General features: G+C 76.7%; 7 protein-coding genes. All 7 read left to right on the top strand.

The annotated features are described in order from the left end of the window. Positions 1–207 precede the first annotated feature (207 nt). From BKA00_RS12610 to BKA00_RS12580, 7 genes are read left to right on the top strand one after another with little or no spacing between them, the layout of a single operon-like run. Positions 208–2,523, top strand: a complete 2,316-nt coding sequence (locus BKA00_RS12610; RefSeq protein ID WP_185025080.1) for a hypothetical protein — start codon at positions 208–210, stop codon at positions 2,521–2,523. After that, positions 2,520–11,915, top strand: a complete 9,396-nt coding sequence (locus tag BKA00_RS12605) for a DUF6603 domain-containing protein (protein ID WP_185025079.1) — start codon at positions 2,520–2,522, stop codon at positions 11,913–11,915. Before BKA00_RS12610 ends, BKA00_RS12605 begins: the two co-directional genes overlap by 4 nt. Then, complete coding sequence (locus BKA00_RS12600) at positions 11,912–13,123, top strand: hypothetical protein (protein ID WP_185025078.1); 1,212 nt, start codon at positions 11,912–11,914, stop codon at positions 13,121–13,123. The genes BKA00_RS12605 and BKA00_RS12600 overlap by 4 nt, the downstream gene beginning before the upstream one ends. Continuing rightward, positions 13,120–13,884, top strand: coding sequence for a hypothetical protein (locus BKA00_RS12595; RefSeq protein WP_185025077.1), 765 nt, complete (start codon positions 13,120–13,122; stop codon positions 13,882–13,884). The genes BKA00_RS12600 and BKA00_RS12595 overlap by 4 nt, the downstream gene beginning before the upstream one ends. Further along, on the top strand, positions 13,881–19,145 hold the full coding sequence (locus BKA00_RS12590) for an RICIN domain-containing protein (RefSeq protein ID WP_185025076.1): 5,265 nt from the start codon (positions 13,881–13,883) through the stop codon (positions 19,143–19,145). The genes BKA00_RS12595 and BKA00_RS12590 overlap by 4 nt, the downstream gene beginning before the upstream one ends. Continuing rightward, positions 19,142–19,795, top strand: a complete 654-nt coding sequence (locus BKA00_RS12585) for a hypothetical protein (RefSeq protein WP_185025075.1) — start codon at positions 19,142–19,144, stop codon at positions 19,793–19,795. The genes BKA00_RS12590 and BKA00_RS12585 overlap by 4 nt, the downstream gene beginning before the upstream one ends. Then, positions 19,792–20,676 carry an ATP-grasp domain-containing protein gene (locus BKA00_RS12580; RefSeq protein WP_185025074.1) on the top strand — a complete coding sequence of 295 codons (885 nt, stop codon included), beginning with the start codon at positions 19,792–19,794 and terminating at the stop codon, positions 20,674–20,676. Before BKA00_RS12585 ends, BKA00_RS12580 begins: the two co-directional genes overlap by 4 nt. The last annotated feature ends 77 nt before the right edge of the window (positions 20,677–20,753 follow it).

Raw genomic sequence — 20,753 nt, 5'->3', positions numbered from 1 at the left:
TTGATGCCGGTCCCGGGATGTTCCTGAATCGGGACATCTAAGGACTGGTTGTACAAAGCGGAAAGCTATGTTTTGATCAACCCGCTCGGCCCGCCGATGGGATCACGGGGGCCTTCGGTCAGCCATGTGGGGGAAACACGTGATCGGACATGCTCCGCGTCAGCCTGCCCTGAATCGCTCCGTGCGCACCTTCGCGCGGGAGGCGGCGTGACTGCCGCGGCCGCCGCGAAGCCGGCCCTGAGCAGTGTGAAGAAGGCCGTGGCGGCCAAGCCGCCGGCCCCGCCCGCGCCGCCGCCTCCGCCCAGCAAGGTGGAGTCCAACGTGACGCTGTGGAGTGTCACCCAGCCCGACGGCGGAAAGCTCGCCGAGGCCGCGTGGCCCGCGGTGGTCAACGGCACGCTGGCGGCGACCACCGGCGACCCGGCGGCGGAGGCCGCCGGGCCCCGCCGGCTGTCGGCCTTCCTCGGCCTGGGCGCCGACCTGCGCGGGCTCGCGGCGGTGATCGAGCCGATCATCAACAAGGGTGCGCTGGACCCCGAGGACGCGCCCAAGGACGCCCCCGACCTCAAGCTCACCCAGAACGAGCTGGAGAAGGCCCTGGCGGTCTATCTCGGCCTGAACATCCCCCCGCTCCGCCCGACCGAGTGGAAGGTCGGCCGCCGGGTGATCCTGCCGATCGAGGTGGAGATCGTCCCGCCCGCGGCCCCGACCTGGAAGGTCGGGCGCGCGCAGATGCGCGAATGGGCCCGGCTGATCAGGCCCGAGGAGGAGGAGGCGGGGCTCCAGGTGACGGTGCGGCTGCCCGTCGAGCCGCTGCCGGCGACGACCGATGCCGGCCACCGCCCGCTGGAGCTCAAGGCCGAGGTGGCGACGCGGCTGGGCACGCTGACCAAGCCGGTCGCCGAGCCCGAGGAGGTCGCCGCGCTCGGTGCCGAGGTCCGTGCCGGAGTGCTCGTCAACCCGTTCGAGGGGATCTTCTACCAGATCGAGTTGATGCGGCAGCTCCGCCGCGACCGGCCCGAGCTCGAACTGGCCGTGACCCTGGCCGTCCTGTCCGGCTTCTCCGAGCACCAGGCCGCGGTCACCGGCTGGACGATGGGCGGCAACGCGCTGTTCCGCCGCCTCTGGGACGCGCTGCGCCGCAAGGGCGACGGCGTTCCGGCGGCCGACAAGCCCGCGGTGGCCGGCGCGCGCGCCCTGCTCGCCGGAGCGCTCGGCCTGGCCGCCAATGGGACGGCCGCCTGGTACTCGCCGACCGAGCGCGGCCCGTCGGTGCCCCCGGTGGACCTGTTCCTCGCGCCCGCCCAGCTTCTGCGCAAGAGCCCGAACGGCAAGGACGTCTACCTCACCGTGGTCTACGGCCGTCTCATGGCGGCCGGCGTCCGCGATAACACCGGGAAGTACTACGGCCCGGCGGCGCTGGGCGGCATGGACCTGGCGGACTTCGTCGGGGACGCTCCCGCGTTCCTCGGCCCGGCCCCCACCTCCACGCTGCTGCAGTGCTGGGACCTGGTCAAGAAGATCGCCCCCAACGAGGGGAAGCTGGACGGCCTGCGGCTGGCCGACGGGGGCATCGTGTCGATCGGCGTCCAGCAGTGGACGATCGCCGCCGACGACGAGCTGACCGTCGTGCTGTACCAGTTCATGCGGATGGCGCCGGACCACTTCGACCTGTTCTTCGGCATCCGCGGGATGCAGCTGCGGGTGTGGGGCCTCGCCGACACCACCGAGCCGACACCCGACAAGATCGACGAGGCCAACCCCTACCTGCGCCCGCGGTCCCGGCCCGACACCCCCGAGACCTGGCGCAGCGCGTACGCCTCGAGGCCGGCCGGCGACTGGGGCGACGCCGGCACCGGGCCCCCCGATGACGGCGTCCCGAGCCGGGTCAAGCTGGTGTGGCTCAAGTACAGCGCCCCTGGCGGCCCAGTCGAGACGCCCCAGCCGATCAGGTCGGGCACCGCGCACCGCTGGGCGCTGTTCGGCGGCGTGGAGAACGCGGCCAAGCAGGTGATCTTCGACCCGCTGTGGGGCGGCATCTCCCGCCTCGCCTCCCAGACCTCGCGGGAGCTGTGCACCGCGCAGCTCCAGACCGCCGTTTTCCGGTTCCAGCGCCTGTGGAACCAGGTGAACGGCATGTATCCGACCACCGATGCCCCCGGCGGCAAGCAGTACCCGTTCCGCCGGCTCGTCTCCTCGCAGTTCTTCGCGGCCGCCGTGATCGACGCGCACATCAACGTCCCCGGACTGGTGGCCGCCGACCTCGACACGGCGTTCCGCAACACCTACGCCCGCAAGCCGTACACGCTGGTCGGCACCGAGGCCGACGACCACTTCCTGATGCGGATGGCGGTCAACTTCCTGCTCGCCCGGCGGGTGTACAAGAAGAACAAGGACTCCCGGGACCACAACATCGTCGCTCTTCACGACAAGCCCGTGATCCCGGCGACCAGCGACAAACCGGCCAGGGATCCCGGCCTGAACGCCACTCCCGGCAGCTTCACGGGGTGGCCCGCGCCATGATCCCCGACACCATGACGGCCGAGGTCAGCGCCCTCGGCCGGGCCATCGGCCTGTTCGACGGCCCCTCCGGCGACCTGTCCCTCAACACCGCGTTCTTCGCCTCGCCCGCCGAGCACGTCGCGCGGGTGCTGGCCGACCCCGACCAGCGCGACGCCGCGCTGGAGGCCCTCGATCTCCTGCTGCCGCACGCCGCGCTGGAGGAGGAGACCCGGCTGCACCCGCTGGTGGAACCCACCGACATCGGCGGCCTCTACCTCGGCGTGACCCGCACCGGCACCGGCGCCGCCGCGCAGATCCTGCTGGACCTGCGGGCCGTCGCCCAGCCCGGTCCCACCGCGCCCCGCGTCACCGCGACCGTGCCGCTCGTGGCCGTCCGCGACGGCGTGCTCGCGGTCGTGACCGGCGAGGCCGCCCACCCGGTCGAGCTGACCGCCACCGTGCGGCTGCCCGGCGATGGCGCCCGGCTGACCGCGTCGCTGTCGATGGCCGGGACCGGTCCCGGCGGCGCCGCGGCCCGGTTCCGGGTCCGGTACCGACCCGGGCCCGCCTCGACCCTGCCGCCGCTGGAACTGGATCCGATCGCCGTGCCGGTGGGCCTGGCGCAGCTCGCCGCCGCCCTGGTCGACGCGCTGCTGTCGGCGGCCGAACAGCCGGCGCAGGTGCGCGCCCTGGCCGGCCACCTGACCGGGCTGCTCGGCCTGTCCGACGGGCTGCCGGCGCTGCCGCTGGCCGGCCTGGTCCACGACCCGGCCGCGATGCGCGGCTGGCTGGCCGGGCTGGCCGGCTCGACCCAGGCCGACGGCCGGTCGGCGCTGGTGGCCTGGCTGCGGCACATCGCGGGGCTGCTGGGCGACCTGCCGATGTCCGCGCCCGCCGCGGGCGCTCCCACCGAGGAGGAGCCCGCTGTGCTGCGGCTGACACCGCCGGGCCCCGGCCCGGCGGTGTCAGCCCGGGTGTGGCTGCGGCCCGCGCCCGACAGCGGCACCCCGGTGCTGGTCGTCGCGCTGGCCGCCGAGTTCGCCGTCGCGGCGGCCGGCGCGGTCGTCTCCGGCGAGGGCATCCTGCTGGCGCTGCCGCTCCACGGCACCGGCCCCGCCGTGCTCGCCGAGCGCGCCGAGGTGACCGTCCGCCGCGCAGTGACAGAAGGCCCGCTCATCCCCGCCGGCCCCGCGACCCACGGGTTCGGGGTGGGCTCGTTGCGGGCCGGGCTGCGCTACGACGCCTCCGGGCTCGGCCCCGTGCTGGAGTTGCGAGACGTCGTCACCCCCGACCACGTGTTCCCCCGCCTGGACCTGACCGACGCGTCCTCGCTCGGCAGCACCGCGGCCGCCGCGCTGGAGGACGCGGTGGAGGAGGGCCTCGGCGCCGCCGGGCCGTTCGCCGGCGCGGTCCGGACGCTGCTGGGCCTGGCCATGACCCCCGGCACCGACATCGGCGGCCTGGCCACCGCGCCGACCCGCGCGCTGGCCGCCTACTACCGGGAGCTGCGGCAGACCGCCGACGGCTGGCGCCGCCTGCTCGCCGCGATCGGCGGGCTGCTCGGCTCGGGCCGCCCCGGCGATCTGGCACCGGTGAGCGGCGCCGGCACCGCCGCCGACCCCTGGGTCCTGCCGCTCGGCTGGTGGCCCGGCAACACCGCCGCGACCGGCGGCTTCGCCCTCGCCCTGTGGGACGAGGGGACCGCCGGCGCGCCCCGCCTGCACCTGGGGCTGCGGCTGCGCGTCGCGTCCGCCGCGCAGGCCGACACCGCCTGGGCGGTGTCGGCGCAGGCCGCGCTGCTGGCCGCCGACCTGGCGCCCGGGGGCGGTGGCGTCCGCTGGCTGGGCGGCGTCCGCGCCGACCTGGCCGTCACCCCGCCCGGCGAGGAGCTGGACGGCGACCTCGGCCTGGCCACCGGCGACCTGCGCGCCTTCGCCGCCTGGGCGCCAGGCAGGCCGCTCACCGCGCAGGTGACCCTGGAGGACGTGCGGCTGACCGTCGCGGGCGAGCAGCTCGCCCTGGGCACGCTGCGGCTGCCGGCCGGCGCCGACGCCTCCAGCGGCACGTTCGGCCTGGCCATCAGCCCCGCCCAGGCGGTGGACGTGCTGCGCGCCGTCGTCGCCCGCGCGGCCGCCTCCTGGGGCGGCCCGGGCGCAGGGCTGCTGCCGTCGATCCTGGGCATGGGCCGCTCGGCGCGGCTGCCTGAGGGCGCCCCCGCGATCGAGCCGCCCGACCCCGGCGATGCCGGCTCCCTGCTGGAGCGGCCGCTGGAAGCGCTGCGCTCCTGGGCCGCCGCCCTGGTCTCCGCGCAGGCGGGCGTCACCACCGCGGGCCTGCCCTACCTGTCCGAGGCTCGGTGGCCGTTGCAGGCTTTCCTCACCGACCGGGTGGGCCTGTTCGAGGACATCGGCGCGGCGGGCCCCGCCCCGGCGGGCCACGGCACCGCCGCCGCCCCCTGGACCGTGCCACTCCAGCCGCACGACCGGCCCGCCGCCGAACTGCTCACCTGGACGCTGCCCGGCGGACCGCCCCCGGAATGGGCCGAGGCGGTGACCGCGCGACTGGAGAGCGAGACGCTCGACACCACCGACCTGGACTACGTGGCCGACCTCGCCGCCGACCTCGGGCCGTTCGTCGGCGAGGCCACCGCGGCGCTCGGCTCGGGTACCGACGCCCTCGGGTCGCTGCGGCTGCTGCGGGACCTGTTCGCCGAGGGCGACGGCGTCGTCCCGGCGGACGCGGCCGGGCGCGGCCCCGGTTCCGCCGAGGTGGCGACGCCCGTCACCGCGGCGCACCACATGCTGCCCCGGTCCCGCGACGCCGTCCGGGCCGCGCTCGGCACGGTGCGCTCGCTGACCGCCGGCCTGGGCACCGTGCCCTGGTCGGTCGTGCTGGTCGCCCCCTCGTTCGCCGGAGACGACTGCTGGTCCGGCCTGGTCGCCGCGGCCACCGCGCCCGGCGGGCCGCTGCCCGCGTCCGCCGCGGTCGCGACCGTCGACCTGCGCGGCGCCCCCGATCCGCTGCACGCCGACCTGAGCACCATCGGCGCGGCGCCGGTCTACGTCGTGCGGCTGGGGGAGAAGGCGGAGCACACCGCCGTCCACCAGGCCGCGCAGCTGCGCCGCGTCCTGGACCGGATCGCCGTCGCGCGGCCCGGCGGGCGCACGGTGCTGGTCGCCCACTCGGTCGCGGGCGTGGCCGCCCGCAGACTGGTCGCCGACCTGGCCGCCGAGCCGGCGACCTCGGTACTCGGGCTGGTCACGCTCGGCACGCCGCTGAAGCCGGTGGACGTCAGCGCGCTGACCGGCCCCGGCGTGCGCAACGCCGCCCGGCTCGTCCGCGGGGTCGCGCCGTACGGCCTGGGCGCCGACGGCGCGGACGACATGCTCGTGTTCCTGGCGCCCACGCAGGACGACCTCGATCCGTACGGGCGGGAACTGCCCGCCACGACCGCCGCGGTGGAGGGGCCAGGGCTGCTGCCCGCCGCCCGGTTCGCCGCGGTTCCGGCGACACCGCCGGACGTGCGCGGCATCCCCGTCCTGGCCATCACCGGTGAGCTGCCCGGCGGCACGCTGGCGACGCGGCTGGCCGCCCTGGTCGCGGGCGCCGCGGCCGCCGGCGCCCCCGGTGAGCAGGTCACCCACCTGGCCCACGGGGTGCGGATCGGGCTGCCCAAGCCCGCCGGGCCGGCCGGCGCGGTCTCCGTCGAGACCGACGTGCGGCTGGACCTGGGCCGAGTCCCGGTCGTGGTCGGCGCGCCCGAGCCGCCGGCGCCGCGGGCCGGCTTGGTCGCCCGGGTCCGGCTGGTCCGCGTCGGCGGGCCGCTGCTGGACACCGAGACCGGCGCCGTCCCCGAGACGGGGGCGCGGATCGGGACCCTGGAGGCCACCGTCACGGTGCCCGGCGACTTCGGCGCGCCGGTTCTGGACGTCGTGCTCCGCGACGCCGCCCTCGGCGGCCGCTGGTCGCACGCCGCGGGCCTGGACGACCCGCGCGCCGCGCCGCTGCTGGCCCGCCTCATCGACGCGCTCGGCCGGGAGGACCCGGCCGGCGGCGAGCTGGCCGCGTTCCTGAACCTGCTCACCGACTTGGGCCTGACCGGCACCGACGGGTCGGGCAAGGTCTGGATCGCCGACGCGTTCGCCGCGCTGGCCGCCGACCCCGGCGCCTACCTGGGGCCCCGGCTGGTCCCGCTGCTGGACCGCGGTACCGGCCTGTACGGCCTGGTCCGCGACGCCGGCGCGGCGGCCGGGGCCGGGCCGTGGCGCTGGCGCTCCCCGGACCTGCCGGTCGAGCTGGTCGTCGCCCCGGACCCGTGGCGGGTAGCGGTCCGCACCACCGGCGCCGGGCAGACCACCGCGGCCGGTGGCCGGTTCCGCGGCGACGGCGAGGTCGAGCTCGGCGGCGCGGCGACCGCGGACTGCGCGCTGTCCCTGGCCGGCCTCGGGCTGGACCGGGGGCCGACCGGCGCGCCCCGGCTGCACGCGCCGTGGCTGGACGCGCCGCTGCCGCTGGACGCCGGGCCCGCCGAGCTGCGCGCCGCGCTGGCCCCGGTGGTGCCGCGCCTGATCGCCGACGTCTGCCTGACCGGCCTGCTCGAACGGGTCATCGGCGGGTTCGGCCCGGCCGCCGCGCTGTCGCGGCTGCTGCACGACCCGGCGGGCTGGCTGCTGGACAACCTGCTGGGCGGCGCCGGAGCGGGAACGCCCGACCCGGCGGCGCTGAACAGGGTCCTGGCCGATCTCGCCGACGCCGCCGGCCTGACCCGCGACGCGGCCCGGCCGCTGGTGCTGCCCGGCAACCTGATCGTGCGGGCCGACGCGGCCCCGGCAGGCGGGACCAGGCTCTCCCTGGCCACCAACTCACCCGTCGCGATCAGTGGGATCACCCTGGCGCTGTCGGCGGCGGTCACCCTCGCCGGCCGGCACGCCGCCGTCGGCGGCACCCTGGAGGTGGACCTGCCGCTGCCGGGCAGCTGGGGGAGCGTCCGCGTCATCGCCGGGCAGGGCCCCGACGGCCCGGTGCTGGCCTTCACCCTCTCCGGGGCGGAGACCACCGTCCACCTTCTGCCCGCCGTCAAGGGGGTCGCGGAGCTCGTCGCGGCGCAGGCCGCGCGCCTGCTGCCCGAGGTGCTGGACGGCCTGACCGCCGCGGCGGCGTCGCCCGCGCCCTCCCCACTGCTGTCGGACGCCCTCGCCGTCGCCGCGGCACTGGGCGTCTACGACCCCGCCGCGGGGCCCGGCCACGGCTTCGCCGCCCGGGGCGACCGGCTCGCCCGGCTGGTCCGGGCGGCGCCGGGTTCCCCGGACGGCATCACCGCCGCCGGGGTGAGCGCCACCGCCACACTGCTGGGCCGGCTGCTCGGAGGCATCGTCTCCTCGCCCGCGCCCGGCGCGCTGCGGGTGTCCACCCCGGTCCGGGGCGGGAACCTCGTCCTCGACGCCGTCGCCGTCCCCGCCTCGGCCCGGCCCGCCCTGCTGGTCGGGCTGACCGGCCTGAACCTCCAGACACCCGCCGGCGGGCAGGTCGGCGCCGGGGTCACCGCCGACGTGACGGTCGGCCGCTCCGGCACGGCCTTCACCGCCGCCGCCCGGCTCGCGACCCGCCTGGACACCGGCGCCGGGATCGTGCTGACGCCCCGGCTGGACCTGTCGGCGGGCTCGGACGGACGGCTGCGCGTCACCCTGCGCCCGCTCGGCGACGACCAGGTCGTCGTCGCGCTCGCCCCCGTCCCGGCGGCGATCACCGCCGCCGACGCGGCCCGGCTCGCCCAGGCGTGGGTCGTCCCGCTGGCGACCCGGCTGATGATGCGGGCGGCCGACACCTGGCTGTCGCGCCCCCTGTGGGGCGGCCCCACCGGCAAGAACACCCGGGACCTGCTGCGCGCGGCCAAGGTCGTGGACGACCAGGACCGGCTGCTGCCGCTGCCCGGCCCCGCGGCCGCGCTGCGGGACCTGCTCGGCGTGTTGGACGGCGTCGCCGTCCCGCTGCCGGGCGGCCTGGGACTGGGGCTGGCCCGCTCCGGCACCCTGCTGGGCCTGCGCCTCACCGGCCAGGCCGAGATCACCGCCGGGGATTACCGGGTCGGACTGCACGCGGGCCTGCCCGCCGGAACGGGCATCGCCTGGCCGGCCGCCGAGAACGGCGTGACGCTCCTGCTGCTGGACACCGCCGGGACGGCGCCGGGCCTGGCTCCCGCACTGCGGCTCGGCGGCGTCGGCGCGACCGTGCGGCGCCGCGACGGCGCCGCCGTCATCGACGCCGGCGGCGTCCGCCTCGGCCACGCGTCCGGCTTCGTCCGCGCCGAGGTCGCGCTGCCGGTCGGCGGGACCCCGCGCCGCTCCACCACACCGGGCTCGCTGGGGGCGGCGGCCGTGCTCGGCGGGCTGGGCCTGCCGCTGCTGGCCGCGCCGGGCCCCGCGAGCGACCCGGTCGCGGGCGGGATCCTGGCGCCCGGCAGTGGCGACGGCACCCCGGCCAACCCGCCGATCGACGTGGTGGTCGCCACCGGCCCGGCCGGGCCGCAGGTCGCGCTGAACGGCACCGACGCCGCCGAGCCGCGCTGGCTGCCGGTGCAGAAGTCGTTCGGCCCGCTGCACCTGGACCAGCTCGGCCTCGCGCACCGCAAGCTCACCGGCCCCGAGCACGCCGCCCACCCCGACGCCGTCGCGCTGTTCTTCGACGGCAGCCTCGCCCTGGCCGGCATGTCGATCAGACCGGACGGGCTGCGGCTGCTGGTCCCCCTGGACGACCTGGCCGAGCCCGGTGAGTGGGAGATCGGCTTGGACGGCCTGGCGGTCTCGCTGGACCTGCCCTCGGTGCGGGTCGCCGGCGGGCTCACCCGGACCGTGGCCGACGGCGTCGCCGAGTACACCGGCGAGCTGTCGGTGGACGTGGCGGGCCGCGGCTTCACCGCGATCGGCGGCTACTCCAAGGGCGCCGACGGCGCCACCTCGCTGTTCGTGTTCGTCGCGCTGCCGTTCGCGCTGGGTGGCCCGCCCTACCTGTTCGTGGAGGGCCTGGCGGGCGGCGTCGGCTACAACCGGGCGCTGGTGGTCCCCACCGACCCGATCGCCGCCGCGTCCTTCCCGCTGGTGCAGGCGGTCCAGGAGGGCGGCGTCGGGCAGCCCCGCGACCCCGACTCGCAGCTCGCCGCGCTGCGCAAGGTCGCCCCGGCCCGCCGGGGCAGCCACTGGGTCGCGGCGGGGGTGCGGTTCTCCAGCTTCGAGCTGGTGCACACCAGCGCGGTCGCCTACGCCGCCCTCGACCGCGGCTTCCAGGTCGGCCTGCTCGGCGTCTCGCGCATGGTGCTGCCGATGGCCGGGCCGGCCATCGCCAACGTCGAGCTCGCGGTCAACGCCCGGTTCGACTCCACCGAGAGCCTCCTGTCCATCCGCGCCCAGCTCACCGACAACTCCTGGCTGCTGTCGCGCGACTGCCAGCTCACCGGCGGCTTCGCGTTCGTCATCTGGTTCCGCGAACGCCGGTTCGTGCTGACCATCGGCGGCTACTCGCCGTGGTTCGACCCCGAGGGCTTCCCGGTGGTGCCGCGCGTCGGCATCCGCTGGGCGGTCTCCAAGCAGGTCTCGGTCAAGGGCGAGGCGTACTTCGCCGTCGTGCCCGGGTTCATGATGTTCGGCGGCCGGATCGAGGCCGCCTACGACACCGACATCGTCCGGCTGTGGTTCACCGCGTGGCTGGACGTCCTGCTCGGCTGGGATCCGTTCTACTACCGCGTCGACATGGGCGTGGAGGTCGGCGCGACGTTCCGGCTGCGGGTGTGCTTCATCGCCTGTGTGACGATCCGGGTCAGTGTCAGCCTGGGCGTGTCGCTCCAGGTCGAGGGGCCGCCGCTGCACGGCCGCGCCCGGGTCGACCTGGCGGTCGCCTCGGTGACGGTGCACATCGGCGACCCGGCGCCGCCCCCGCCGGCGTACCTGACCTGGCTGGCGTTCAGCCGCCGCTACCTGGCCGGGCCCACCGGCCCGGCGGTGGTGGCGGTCTCGGCGGGCGCCGCGGCCGACACCGGCCCGGCCGCGACCGGCGCGAACCCGGCCGACGGGTCGCAGGCCGACCCGTGGCCGATCCAGGCGGCGGCGCGGCTGCGCACCGAGAGCCGCATTCCGGCGACGCGCGCCAAGGTCGGCGAGACCCCGGTCCCGCTCACCGGCATCACCGTCGGCGGGCCCGCCCCGCTGCACCCGACACCGTGCGGGAACAAGGTCCTGCCGTACTTCCGCGTCACCCACCAGGTCGCGGTCACCGGATCGACCGGCGCCCAGCCGAACTCGATGGTGGTGACGCCGCGGCAGGGCGGCTTCCAGGCCGCGCTGTGGCAGCCCGCCCCCGCGCCCGGTGACCAGCCGCAGCACGTGGACGGCCTGCCCGCGCTCGGCGGCGTCGACCTGGACTTCATCACCGCCGCCACCGGCGCCCCGGTGACGGTCCGGCCCGAGATCACCGCCGTCAGCACCCCGCTGCCGTTCGGGGCGCCCGCCGGGCGTGCCCGCGCGGCCACGGCCCTGGCCGCCGAACCGGCGCCGCCCGCCCGGACCCGCCGGACGCCGGCCGCTACGGGGCCGAGGCTGATCGGGGTGGTGCACCCCGGCGGACGCCGGGTGTCCAGGCCCGCACCGGCCCCCTCGGCCGCGCTCGCCGCGACCGGCGACGCCGTGACGCTGGCCCCCGAGGCGGGGTACGTGTGGCGCGTCTCCGCTGGGGAGAGCGCGGGGCTGGCCGTCGAGCACGGCCAGGCGCGGGTGGTGTGCGTGTCCGGGTCCGGGCACGTGCTGGCCGACCGTGTCGTGGACGCCGCGGCCGAGGCCTTCACCCCGCCGGAGGGCACCTCGCACGTCATGGTCGGCGACGTGGCGGGCCTGCCCGCCGGGGCCCCGGGCTGGCACGTCGGGACGCCCGTCGTCCAGGTGCTGCCGGGTGTGGCGCTCGCCGGGCGGGCCACGCTGCTGCCGGACGGCCCGGTGCCGATGCCCGCCGCCCCCGACCAGGTCGTCCTGCTCAGCGCCGGAGACCTGCTGCGGAACCGGGGCGGCTGCCGGACGCTGCTGCCGGCGGCCACCACGGTCGTGCAGGTCCTGGTGGAGCGCGCCGACGGCACCGCCGGGGCCGCCGCCGACCTGGACGGCGCCGTCACCATCGACGGCCGCACCGTCCGCGGCGAGGCCCTGCGCACCGCCTCGGGGATGGGCCTGCTGCTCCAGGTGCCGTCCCGCGAGGACGGCGCCGACCCGCCGGTGCAGGTGGATCTGGAACTGCCAGGCGGCTGGTCCGCGGTCGCGGTGCACGCGGTCGCGCAACGCGAGGACGAGGCGGCAGGGCAGGCGCTCGCCGCGGCCGGGACGGGGCCCGCCGTGGCGCGCTGGGCCGCCGCCGACAACGACGGGGGACGGAAATGACCGAACTGGAACCCGGGCGGATCGACTTCTACGACGGAGTCGCCCCCGGACTGCGCGACGACACCTACCGGGTCCGGGTGACCACCACCGTCGAGCACAGCGCCACCGCCGACCACGCGGGCGCGCAGTCGCTGGAGGTGTTCACCGAGGACCGGTGGGTCAAGGTGGCCGGGGCGAAGTACCGGCTGGACCCCAGCGAGGTCCTTTCGGTGTACCCGCCGCCCGACTCGGCGGGGGCCTACACCACCACACTGGGGCACGTGGTGCTGCGCCGACGCACCCTGCCCTGGGAGAAGGCGGTGGCCCCCTCCACCAGCACCCCGTGGCTGGCACTGCTGCTACTGGACGTCAACGAGGCCACCATCACTCGCAACGTGGCCGCCCCGGACGGCACCCGCTACACCACGGTGTCGATGAGCGCGGACGTGGCTCGGGCCGCGCTGCCCCTGCGGGCCGAGGTGCCGCTGCTGTGCCACGCCCGCCAGGTCGCCCCCGGCGGCCCGGACACCGCCCGCGACGACGACGGATGGGTCGCGGTCGTGATGACCGGCCGCCTCCCGGTCGCCAACCATGCCTACAACATGTGCCTGGTCTCGCTGGCCGACCACGGTGCCGTCCTGGACCGCGGCAGCGTCCCGGTGACCGTCACTCTGCCGGTGCTGCACGACTGGACGTTCAAGTCCGGGAGTTCGGGCACCTTCCAGAAGGTCGCGGCGGGCGTCGCGCAGAACGCGGCCGCGTTCGGCCTGTCGGCCGGGCACCCCACCCGCCTGGACCACATCCGCCGGGACGGGACGCCGGGCGTCGCCCTGTACCGGGGCCCGATCGTGGGCGTCGCCGACGAGCCGGCCGCGGCGGCCGAGGGTGAGACGGACGTGAGCCTGTCCACCGCCCGCACGCTCGGCCGGCTGCTGGCCGCCGCCGACCGGTCCCTGGTCCGCGAGCTCAGCGAGTGGCGCCGCCGCGACCTGATGTCGGGCCTGGGCCCGCCCGCGTTCGCGGCCGGATCCACCCCGGGCGACGTCGCGGCCGAGACGGTGGCGCGCCTGTCGGGCGCGACCACCGACCCGTGGGGCGTCCCCGACGGTGTCCGCCGCCTGCACGGCCGGCGCGAGGGGACTCCGCCAGAGGCACCCGGCGCCAACGGTGCCCCATCCAACGGCGCGATCCCGCGGGACGCCGGAACCAAGGCGGAGGGACGGTCATGAGCGAGGCAGGGCGCGCGGCGCTCCAGCGGGGCATGGCGGCGGCCGAGGGGCCGAGCGCCAGCGAGCCGCCGCAGGCCGTCACCGAGGCCATCGACCGCTACCACCGGTTGATGGGCATCCCGTTCGACCACATCGTCCCAGATCCGGCCCTTCTGCCCGAGGAGTCGGTCCGCTTCTTCATCGTGGACGGCGAATGGCTGGAGGCGCTGACCGAGGGCGTGCTGAGCGTCGGCGGGACGGGCAGCCGGGCGAGCGCGCTCGCCGCCCGGCACACCGAGCTCTACCGGCGCAGGATGCGCACCGCCGCCGCCTCGGGGCCCGCGGCGGGCATGCTGCTGCGCTCCACCCTGGTGGCGCGGTGGCCGACCACGCAGATCCTGGCGTTCGCCGATCCGGTGCCGCCGCGCGACGCCAAGCCCGCGGGGCTCGACCCGATCGTGCCGCTGCGGTTCGAGGCGCTGGCGCCCACGCTGCTGCTGGTGCTGTGGCCGCAGGTGCCGTCCGCGGTCTGGATCGAGGAACCGCACCGCGAACTGGGCCACGGCTTCCACGTCGACCCCCAGACCGGGGGGCTGGTCGTCCCGCCGGCGCCGAACACGACCGGGGCGAACGTCCCGGTCCAGATGCGCGCGCCCCAGACCGTCGACATCGTCAAGCTGGCCGCCGATGTGGCCAGGCAGCCGGGCCGAGGCGGCAGGGCCGGCCCGGGACCGCTCGCCGCCGCGCTGCTGAGCCGCCCGTACCGGCAGGTCTTCGAATGAGCGGCAACGCAGGACGCCGCACCCCGGGGGAGAACGTGGACGAATCACAGCCGGTCCTCACCACGGCCGCCGCGCCCGACGCCGCCTCATGGCTGCTGGTCCCGGTCGCGCTGGACGTGCTGGCCCTGCGCGCCGGCGACGGCCCGGCGCAGTGGGCCGACACCGCCATGCGCGAGCCCGTCCCCGGCGGCGACGCGGTCCAGATGCTCCAGGCCGACCCGTTCACCGACCGGGCGGCGCCCCGCGCCACCGGCGCCTACCTGCACTGGGCGGTCCCCGACGCGCTCACCCACGCCGAGCAGGCGCCGCCCACCGGCGGCGAGCCGGGGCCGGTGGTCTTCCCCGCCCTGCCCGAGCGGTGGCTGGTGGCCAGGCTGTCGGCCAAGGCGGGCCCGAGGCCCCGCGCCGTCCGCGCCTGGATCCTGGACGCCGCCGGGGCCGCGCCCGGCACCCCGCCTACGGTGACTCCGCTGGAGCAGTGGACCGCGCCCGCGCCCGGCGCGGTGCCCGGCAAGCCGCTCACCGCGCTCGGCCACGGCGACTTCGGCTGGGCGGCGTACTACGACAACGTCGAGGGCAGGCTCGGTTTCCACGACCCCCTCACCGACGCCGAGGGGCCCGTCGCCTACCTGGTCTGCGGCTGGTACGCCCACCCCGAACTCGACCCCCTGCGCCGCGCCGGCCCCGCGGGCTGGAAGGCGTTCACCGACCACCTCGCCGACCAGCGCTGGCGGCTGCCGGGCGACCAGTACAACGGGCTGGCGCCCACGCCCAGCGGCCTCATGCTGCACGGCAGCGCCGTGTCGATCGGCTGGCCCGGCACCGGCTGGAACGGCGACCTGGGCGGCGTCCTGTCCGCCGAGACCGACTACCGGCCCGACCCGGAGGCGATCCGGCTGGCGCTGGCCGAGTCCCTGGTGGACGCCCTGGCCGCGCTGTCGGCCGAGGACGGCGACGGGGCCGCCCGGCTGACCGCCGTCCGCGCGTTCCTCGCCCAAGCCGACGGCGAGGCCGCCGGCGCCACCGGCGGCGGCGCCAGCCCCGACGGGGAGTCGCGGCTGACCGCCGCGCTGCACGCGATGCGGTTCGGCGCCGCCCCGGACGTCCCGCACCAGGAGACCATCTGGCAGGCGGCCGACCCGCGGCCGGCAACCGAAACCGCCGCGGCGGGCACCACCGTGGCCGGGCGGTTCGTCGGCGTCGAGCGGGCCAGGCCCCGACTGTTCGAGGCGGCCGACCCGGTGCTGGTCGTCCAAGGCGGCGGCCGCAGTTTCAAGCACGGCGGCGACGGCCGGTTCGAGGGCGACGCCCGGCTCACCGTCCGGCTCGGCGGCCAGACGGTCGCCAGCCTCGGCGCCGCCGCCGACGGCAGCGGCGGCGCGCCCGCCGGGCGGCTGGACGGGAGCGTCCTGCGCACCGGCGTCCCCGTGCTGTGCCAGGACCTGCTGGTCGAGCTGGCCGCGCTGGACCCCGGCTCGGCCCCGCTGCCCGTCGGCGGCGAGCGGTCCCCGGCCCTGGCCCGCACCGACTGGTGGGCGACCTGGGACCCCTCGGTGCCCCCGGCGGCCAACGGCGGCGCGCTGCCCTCACCGGTCGCGGTCACTCCGCCCGCGCGCCCGTGGAACCCGCTGCACGCCGACTGGGAGCTGCGCTACCAGCCGCTCGCCGCGACCGGCTGGCGGCTCGGCGACACCGACCTGGAAGGCGCGCCCCCGCCCGCGGTGGCCGAGCCCGCCCGGACGTTCCAGGGCCGCGCGCCGCTGGCCGCCGGCCCCGCGTCCGTGCTGGCCGGCGCGACCCTGCGCGCCCAGCGCAAGGCCGTCGCCACCGGCCTGGCCGGCCCCGCCGCCGCGCCCGCCGACGTCGAGCTGCTCGACCTGCTCGGCGGCCGCCTGGACGGCCTGATGAGCATGCTGCGCGGCGAGCGGCAGGGCGACCTGGTCGGCGGCGACACCCGCCCGCCGCTGCTCACCCCGCCTCCACCGCTGCGCGCGGGCCGGACGAAGCTGACCCGGCTGCGGCTGGTGGACACCTACGGCCAGGTCGTCGAGATGCCCTCGGGCGCCCGCTCCGCCGGACCGCCGACGCTCGTCCCGTCGTCGGCCGCAGCCGACGACGACCCGGGCACCCTCGTCCTGGCGCCGCGCTTCACCGCCCCTGCCCGGGTGACCCTGCGCTACGTCGCGGCCGACGGCCGCACCGACGCCGCCGGCTCCACCGTCGAGGCCGACGACGCCATCAGCCCCGTCGCCGGGTTCCTCATGCCCGACTTCGTGGACGGCTCGGCGGAGTTCTTCGATCCCGCCGGAGGCGGCCTTGGCCGGCTGCGCGCCGACGGCACCGGCGCGACCGTCTGGGAGGACGACCCCGCCCGGCCCGGCCGCCCCGGCCGGCTGGGCGCCGACCCGGCCGACGCGATCGGGCACCCGGCCCTGGCCGGGCTGGCCTCCGGCGTCGTCGAGGCCGACCGCCGCGGCGGCCCCTACGACCCGACGGCGCTGTCGTCGCTGCTCAAGGTCATCGACACGACCTGGTGGACGATCGACTTCACCGGCGAGGCCGGCGAGGAGCACCTCGCCATGCTGCTGGGCCACCCCGTCGCGGTGCTGCGCGCCGAGCTGCTGGTCGAGGTCGACGACCCGGCCGCAGACCCCGCCCTGGGCGGCATCCCGATCGAGGTGGCGCTGGGCGCCCTGGACCGGTTCGAGGACGGACTGGTCGGCTACCTGGCCGGCGACGACCCCGGCACCCTGCGGGTCATCGACCCGGCCGTGCTGCAGGCCGCCCGCGAGTCCGGCGACCCGCTGGCCGAACGGTACGTCACCGGCGACCCGCTGATCGTGCGGCCCGGCGTCCCGGTGCCGCTGACGCTGCTGGTGGCGCCCAACTGCCAGGTCCACGTGCGGACCGGCCTGCTGCCCGCCAAGGCCGTCGGCATGCGCCGCTCCTGGGTGGCCGAGCCGCTGGCGAAGATGACGCCGACGTTCCGGCACGGTCCGGTCCTGGCCGACGCCGAGCACCGCCGGCTGCCGCTGCCCGCCGACGTGCACGGCACCTGGACGTGGCTGCACCGCGCCGACCCCTACACCTGGGCCGCGGACGAGGTGACGGTGCTGCCGCCCGGCGGCGCCGGCGCCGCCGAGGGCAGCCCGCCGGTCCGGGCGCCCCGCGTCGAGGAGGGCTGGCTGCGGCTCGGCCTGGTCGACGCGAGCTGGGAGCAGTACGCCGTCCGCGTGGACGTCGAGGCGGTCAGCCAGGTGCCCCGCATCGTGCCGGGCAGCCCGATCAGGCGCATCGGCGGCTCCAACGGCGGCCGGCCCTGGTCGCTGAGCGCCCAGAACACCATGGAGCTGATCCGCAGCGGCCGGTTCGACTTCTGGATGCAGCCCCGCCTCAACGGCCACCCGGCCGGCATGCCGCAGGGCGACGCCCGCCAGATCCGCGTCGTCACCGACGCCGAGGGCCGCCCCGCCCTGACCACCACCACCGCGGGCGACCTCGGCGACCCGCTGCTGACCCTCCCCGAGACGGGCATCCCGGACATCAAGATCTTCGACCCGTCCAACCCCAGCACCTACGAGCCCAAGGACGGGTACCGGCGCTACACCTTGGCCGCCCGGCACAGCGGCCAGTGCCTCGACGTCACCGGCGGCGCCCACGTCGTCGACCCCTACGTCCCGGTCATCACCTGGCCGCTGCACGGCGGCACCAACCAGCAGTGGGCGTTCCGGTGGCACGACCACGCCTACTTCACCATCGCCGCCTGGAACAGCGGGCTGCTGCTGACCGCCGGCGCCCTGGAGAAGCCCGACCTGTCCGCGGTGTTCCAGGCCCCGCCGCAGCCGGGCGCGCCCGCCGCCACCCAGCTCTGGCAGCCGGTCTCCACCGGCGACGGCCACGTGGTCATCTACCTCAAGGGCACCACCCGGTGCCTGAGCGTCGACGGCGGGCCAGAATGGATGGAGAACGGCATGCGGACGGTGGTCACCGAGTACCAGGGGCTCCCCAACCAGCAGTGGAAGATCCGCGCGGTCGACATCGACACCCCGCTCTCCGACGCCACCGCGATGTCGATCAGCGTGCCGCAGACCATGTACACCTCCCAGGTGGAGACCCTGGCGGTGCGGGTCCGCAACACCGGCAACAGCGCGTGGCGGCCCGAGGCCGGGCACGCCCTGCTACCGGGGGGCGGGTTCGTCCAGCTCGTCTACATCAAGGCGAACCACAGCACCGAGCGCCTGACGGCCATCCCCGTGCCCTCGGTGGTTCAGCCCGGCCAGGAGGTGACGATCACCTTCCCGGCGGCCGGGGGGACCAGCCCCGCCACGCTCACCGGCTCGTTCCGGATGGGCAAGGTGACCATGGTCGGCGGCATCCCGGGCGGCGTCACCGAGACCTGGGGCCAGCCGACCCCGGACCGCACGATCACGGTCGCGCAGGTCACCGCCACCCAGCTGTCGGCCACGGTCGCGGCGTCCATGCCGCCCGGCACGATCGTCGCCGGGGACAGCCCGTACGTATGGTTCACCATCCAGAACACCGGTACCGCCCCCTGGTACTGGGAGATGAACCACCGGATGATCAACCTGCACGGCGCGTCGGGCGACCCGCTGAGCCCGACCGACATGTCCCTGGGCACCAACCCGGTGCGGCCGGGGGAGACCACCAGCGCCGGGGCGCAGCTCCACCCCGACGCCCCGGGCACCTACCAGCTGCGGATGCAGATGGCGCAGACAACGCCCTTCGGCGCCATGTCGCCGTCCTACTCGGTGCTCGTCGCGGGCATGGTCGACGTGACCCAGGGCAACGGCGCGGCCTTCCCGACCACCTGGGTCCAGGGGTACGCGGCGTCCATCCGGGCCGTGCTGAACGCCGCGGCGCCGCGCGCGGTGCCGGTCACCGTCCGGCTGGGCGACGGCACCGTGTGGGGCACGACCTCCGTCCCCAAGGGCTCCACCGTCTCGCCGGGCGTCTCGCTGAACCTTCCGGTCGGCCGGCACACGATCCTCGTGCTCTGCGCGACCCAGGCGATCACCAAGGAGGTCCGCGTGCTGGACCCCAAGGAGACGGAGAAGCCCGAGATCGAGAAGATCGACCCGGACAAGGTCGCCTTCAAGGAGAAGGACCGCGAGTTCCCGCTGACCGAGGACGCCGGATCCGGCGCTCCCGCCGACGGGCCCGGCGCCACCCCGTGGATCTCCGCCGACGACCGTCCCGACGTCGGCGGCCACCTCTACGACGACGGGCCCGAGAGCGGTTGATCGTCATCGTCTCCGGGAGCGGCCGCCGCCCGGCCCGGCCCCTGCTGCGGGGGCTGGGCGGGGCGCGGCTCCTGACCCCCCGCGCTCTCGCCGGCCCCGGCACCCGCTGCGACCCCGCCGACCTGCCCGCCGCCACCCTCGGCACCCGCTGGGGGACGCTGGCGGCCGGCGACGTCACCGCCGTGCTGGCGTGCCTGCCCGCGGTCACCCCGTGGGACCTTCCGCACATCGCCGGCCCCGAACGGAGCTTCGTCGCGGCCGAGCTGACTGCTCTGCTGGCGCTCTGGCTCCAGGCCCCGGCGCTCGTCGTCAACCGTCCGGTGCCCGGTTCGCTGTGCGGCCGCGGCCTGGACCCGGGCGACGTCCGCTGGGCCGCGGTGGAGGCGGGCCTGCCCGTCGCGGCCCGCTCCAGGGCTGAGACCCGCCTCACCCTGGTCGGCGACCGGATCCTGCCCGGCGGCGCCGACCCGGCCGCCGCAGAACTGGTTCGCACCCTCGCCAAGGCCCTGGACGCCACGGTCCTGTGTGTGCGCCTGGCCCGTGAACCCGACCACGGCTGGTCCGTCCACGGCGTTGAGCCCTGGTGGCAGGCCGCGGACCGCCAGGTCACCGCCGCCCTCGACGCCCTGATCGCGGAAGGGGCACGATGATCCTGCTGTGGGGACATCCGGAAGAACGCCCCTTCGCCCGGGTCCTGAGGGCCCTGCACGCACGCGGCGCCGACCCCCTCGTCCTGGATCAGCGCCGCCCGATGACCGTGGCGTCCGGCACCGTGCGCACCGCGGGCGCCTCGTGGAACCTCGCCGGCGTGACGGCGGCGTACCTGCGCCCCTACGACGCGGCCCGGCTGCCCGCCGTCACCAGATCCCCGGCGCGTACGGCCCTGACCCGGCACGCCCGCCGCGCCGCACCCGCCCTGTGCGCCTGGGCCGACCACGCGCCCGCCCTGGTGGTCAACCGCCCGTCGGCGTCGGCGACCAACGCGGCCAAGGCATGCCAGGGCCTGCTGGTCGAGGCGGCCGGTTTCGCGGTGCCGCCCAGCCTGGTCACCGACGACGCCCAGGCCCTCGCCGAGTTCGTCGGCGAGCACGGGGCGGTCGTGGTGAAGCCCGGCAGCGGCATCCGCGCCCGCGTCGCGCTCGCCGACGTCCACGACCCCGGCAGGATGGCCCGCCTGGCCACCTGCCCCACGTTCTTCCAGCGCCACATCCCGGGCGAAGACGTACGCGTCCACGTCGTCGGCGACCGGACCTTCGCGGTCCGGCTCACCTCCGACGCCGTCGACTACCGAGTTCGCGACGCGGCTCTGAAGCAGAGCACGGTCGAGTTGCCCGGCGACCTCCCCGAACGCTGCGTGGCCCTGGCCCGCGCCCTGGGACTGGTCGTCGCAGGCATCGACCTGCGCATGACCCCGGAAGGCGACTGGTTCTGCTTCGAGGCCAATCCGGCTCCCGCCTTCACCTTCTTCGCAGGAGCCGACCAGGTCGCCGAAGCCGTGGCCGACCTCCTCCACGCTCACCGCCCGAGTTAGCAGACCCCGCGCCGTGGAGTCGGCTGTGATGCCGAGGACGTGGTGCAGGCGCCGTCAGTGGCCCACGGGATGCCTCG

Source organism: Actinomadura coerulea, assembly GCF_014208105.1.
GTDB lineage: Bacteria > Actinomycetota > Actinomycetes > Streptosporangiales > Streptosporangiaceae > Spirillospora > Spirillospora coerulea.
Note: the sequence above shows the minus strand (reverse complement) of the source record. Positions and strands in the feature narration are given on the sequence as shown.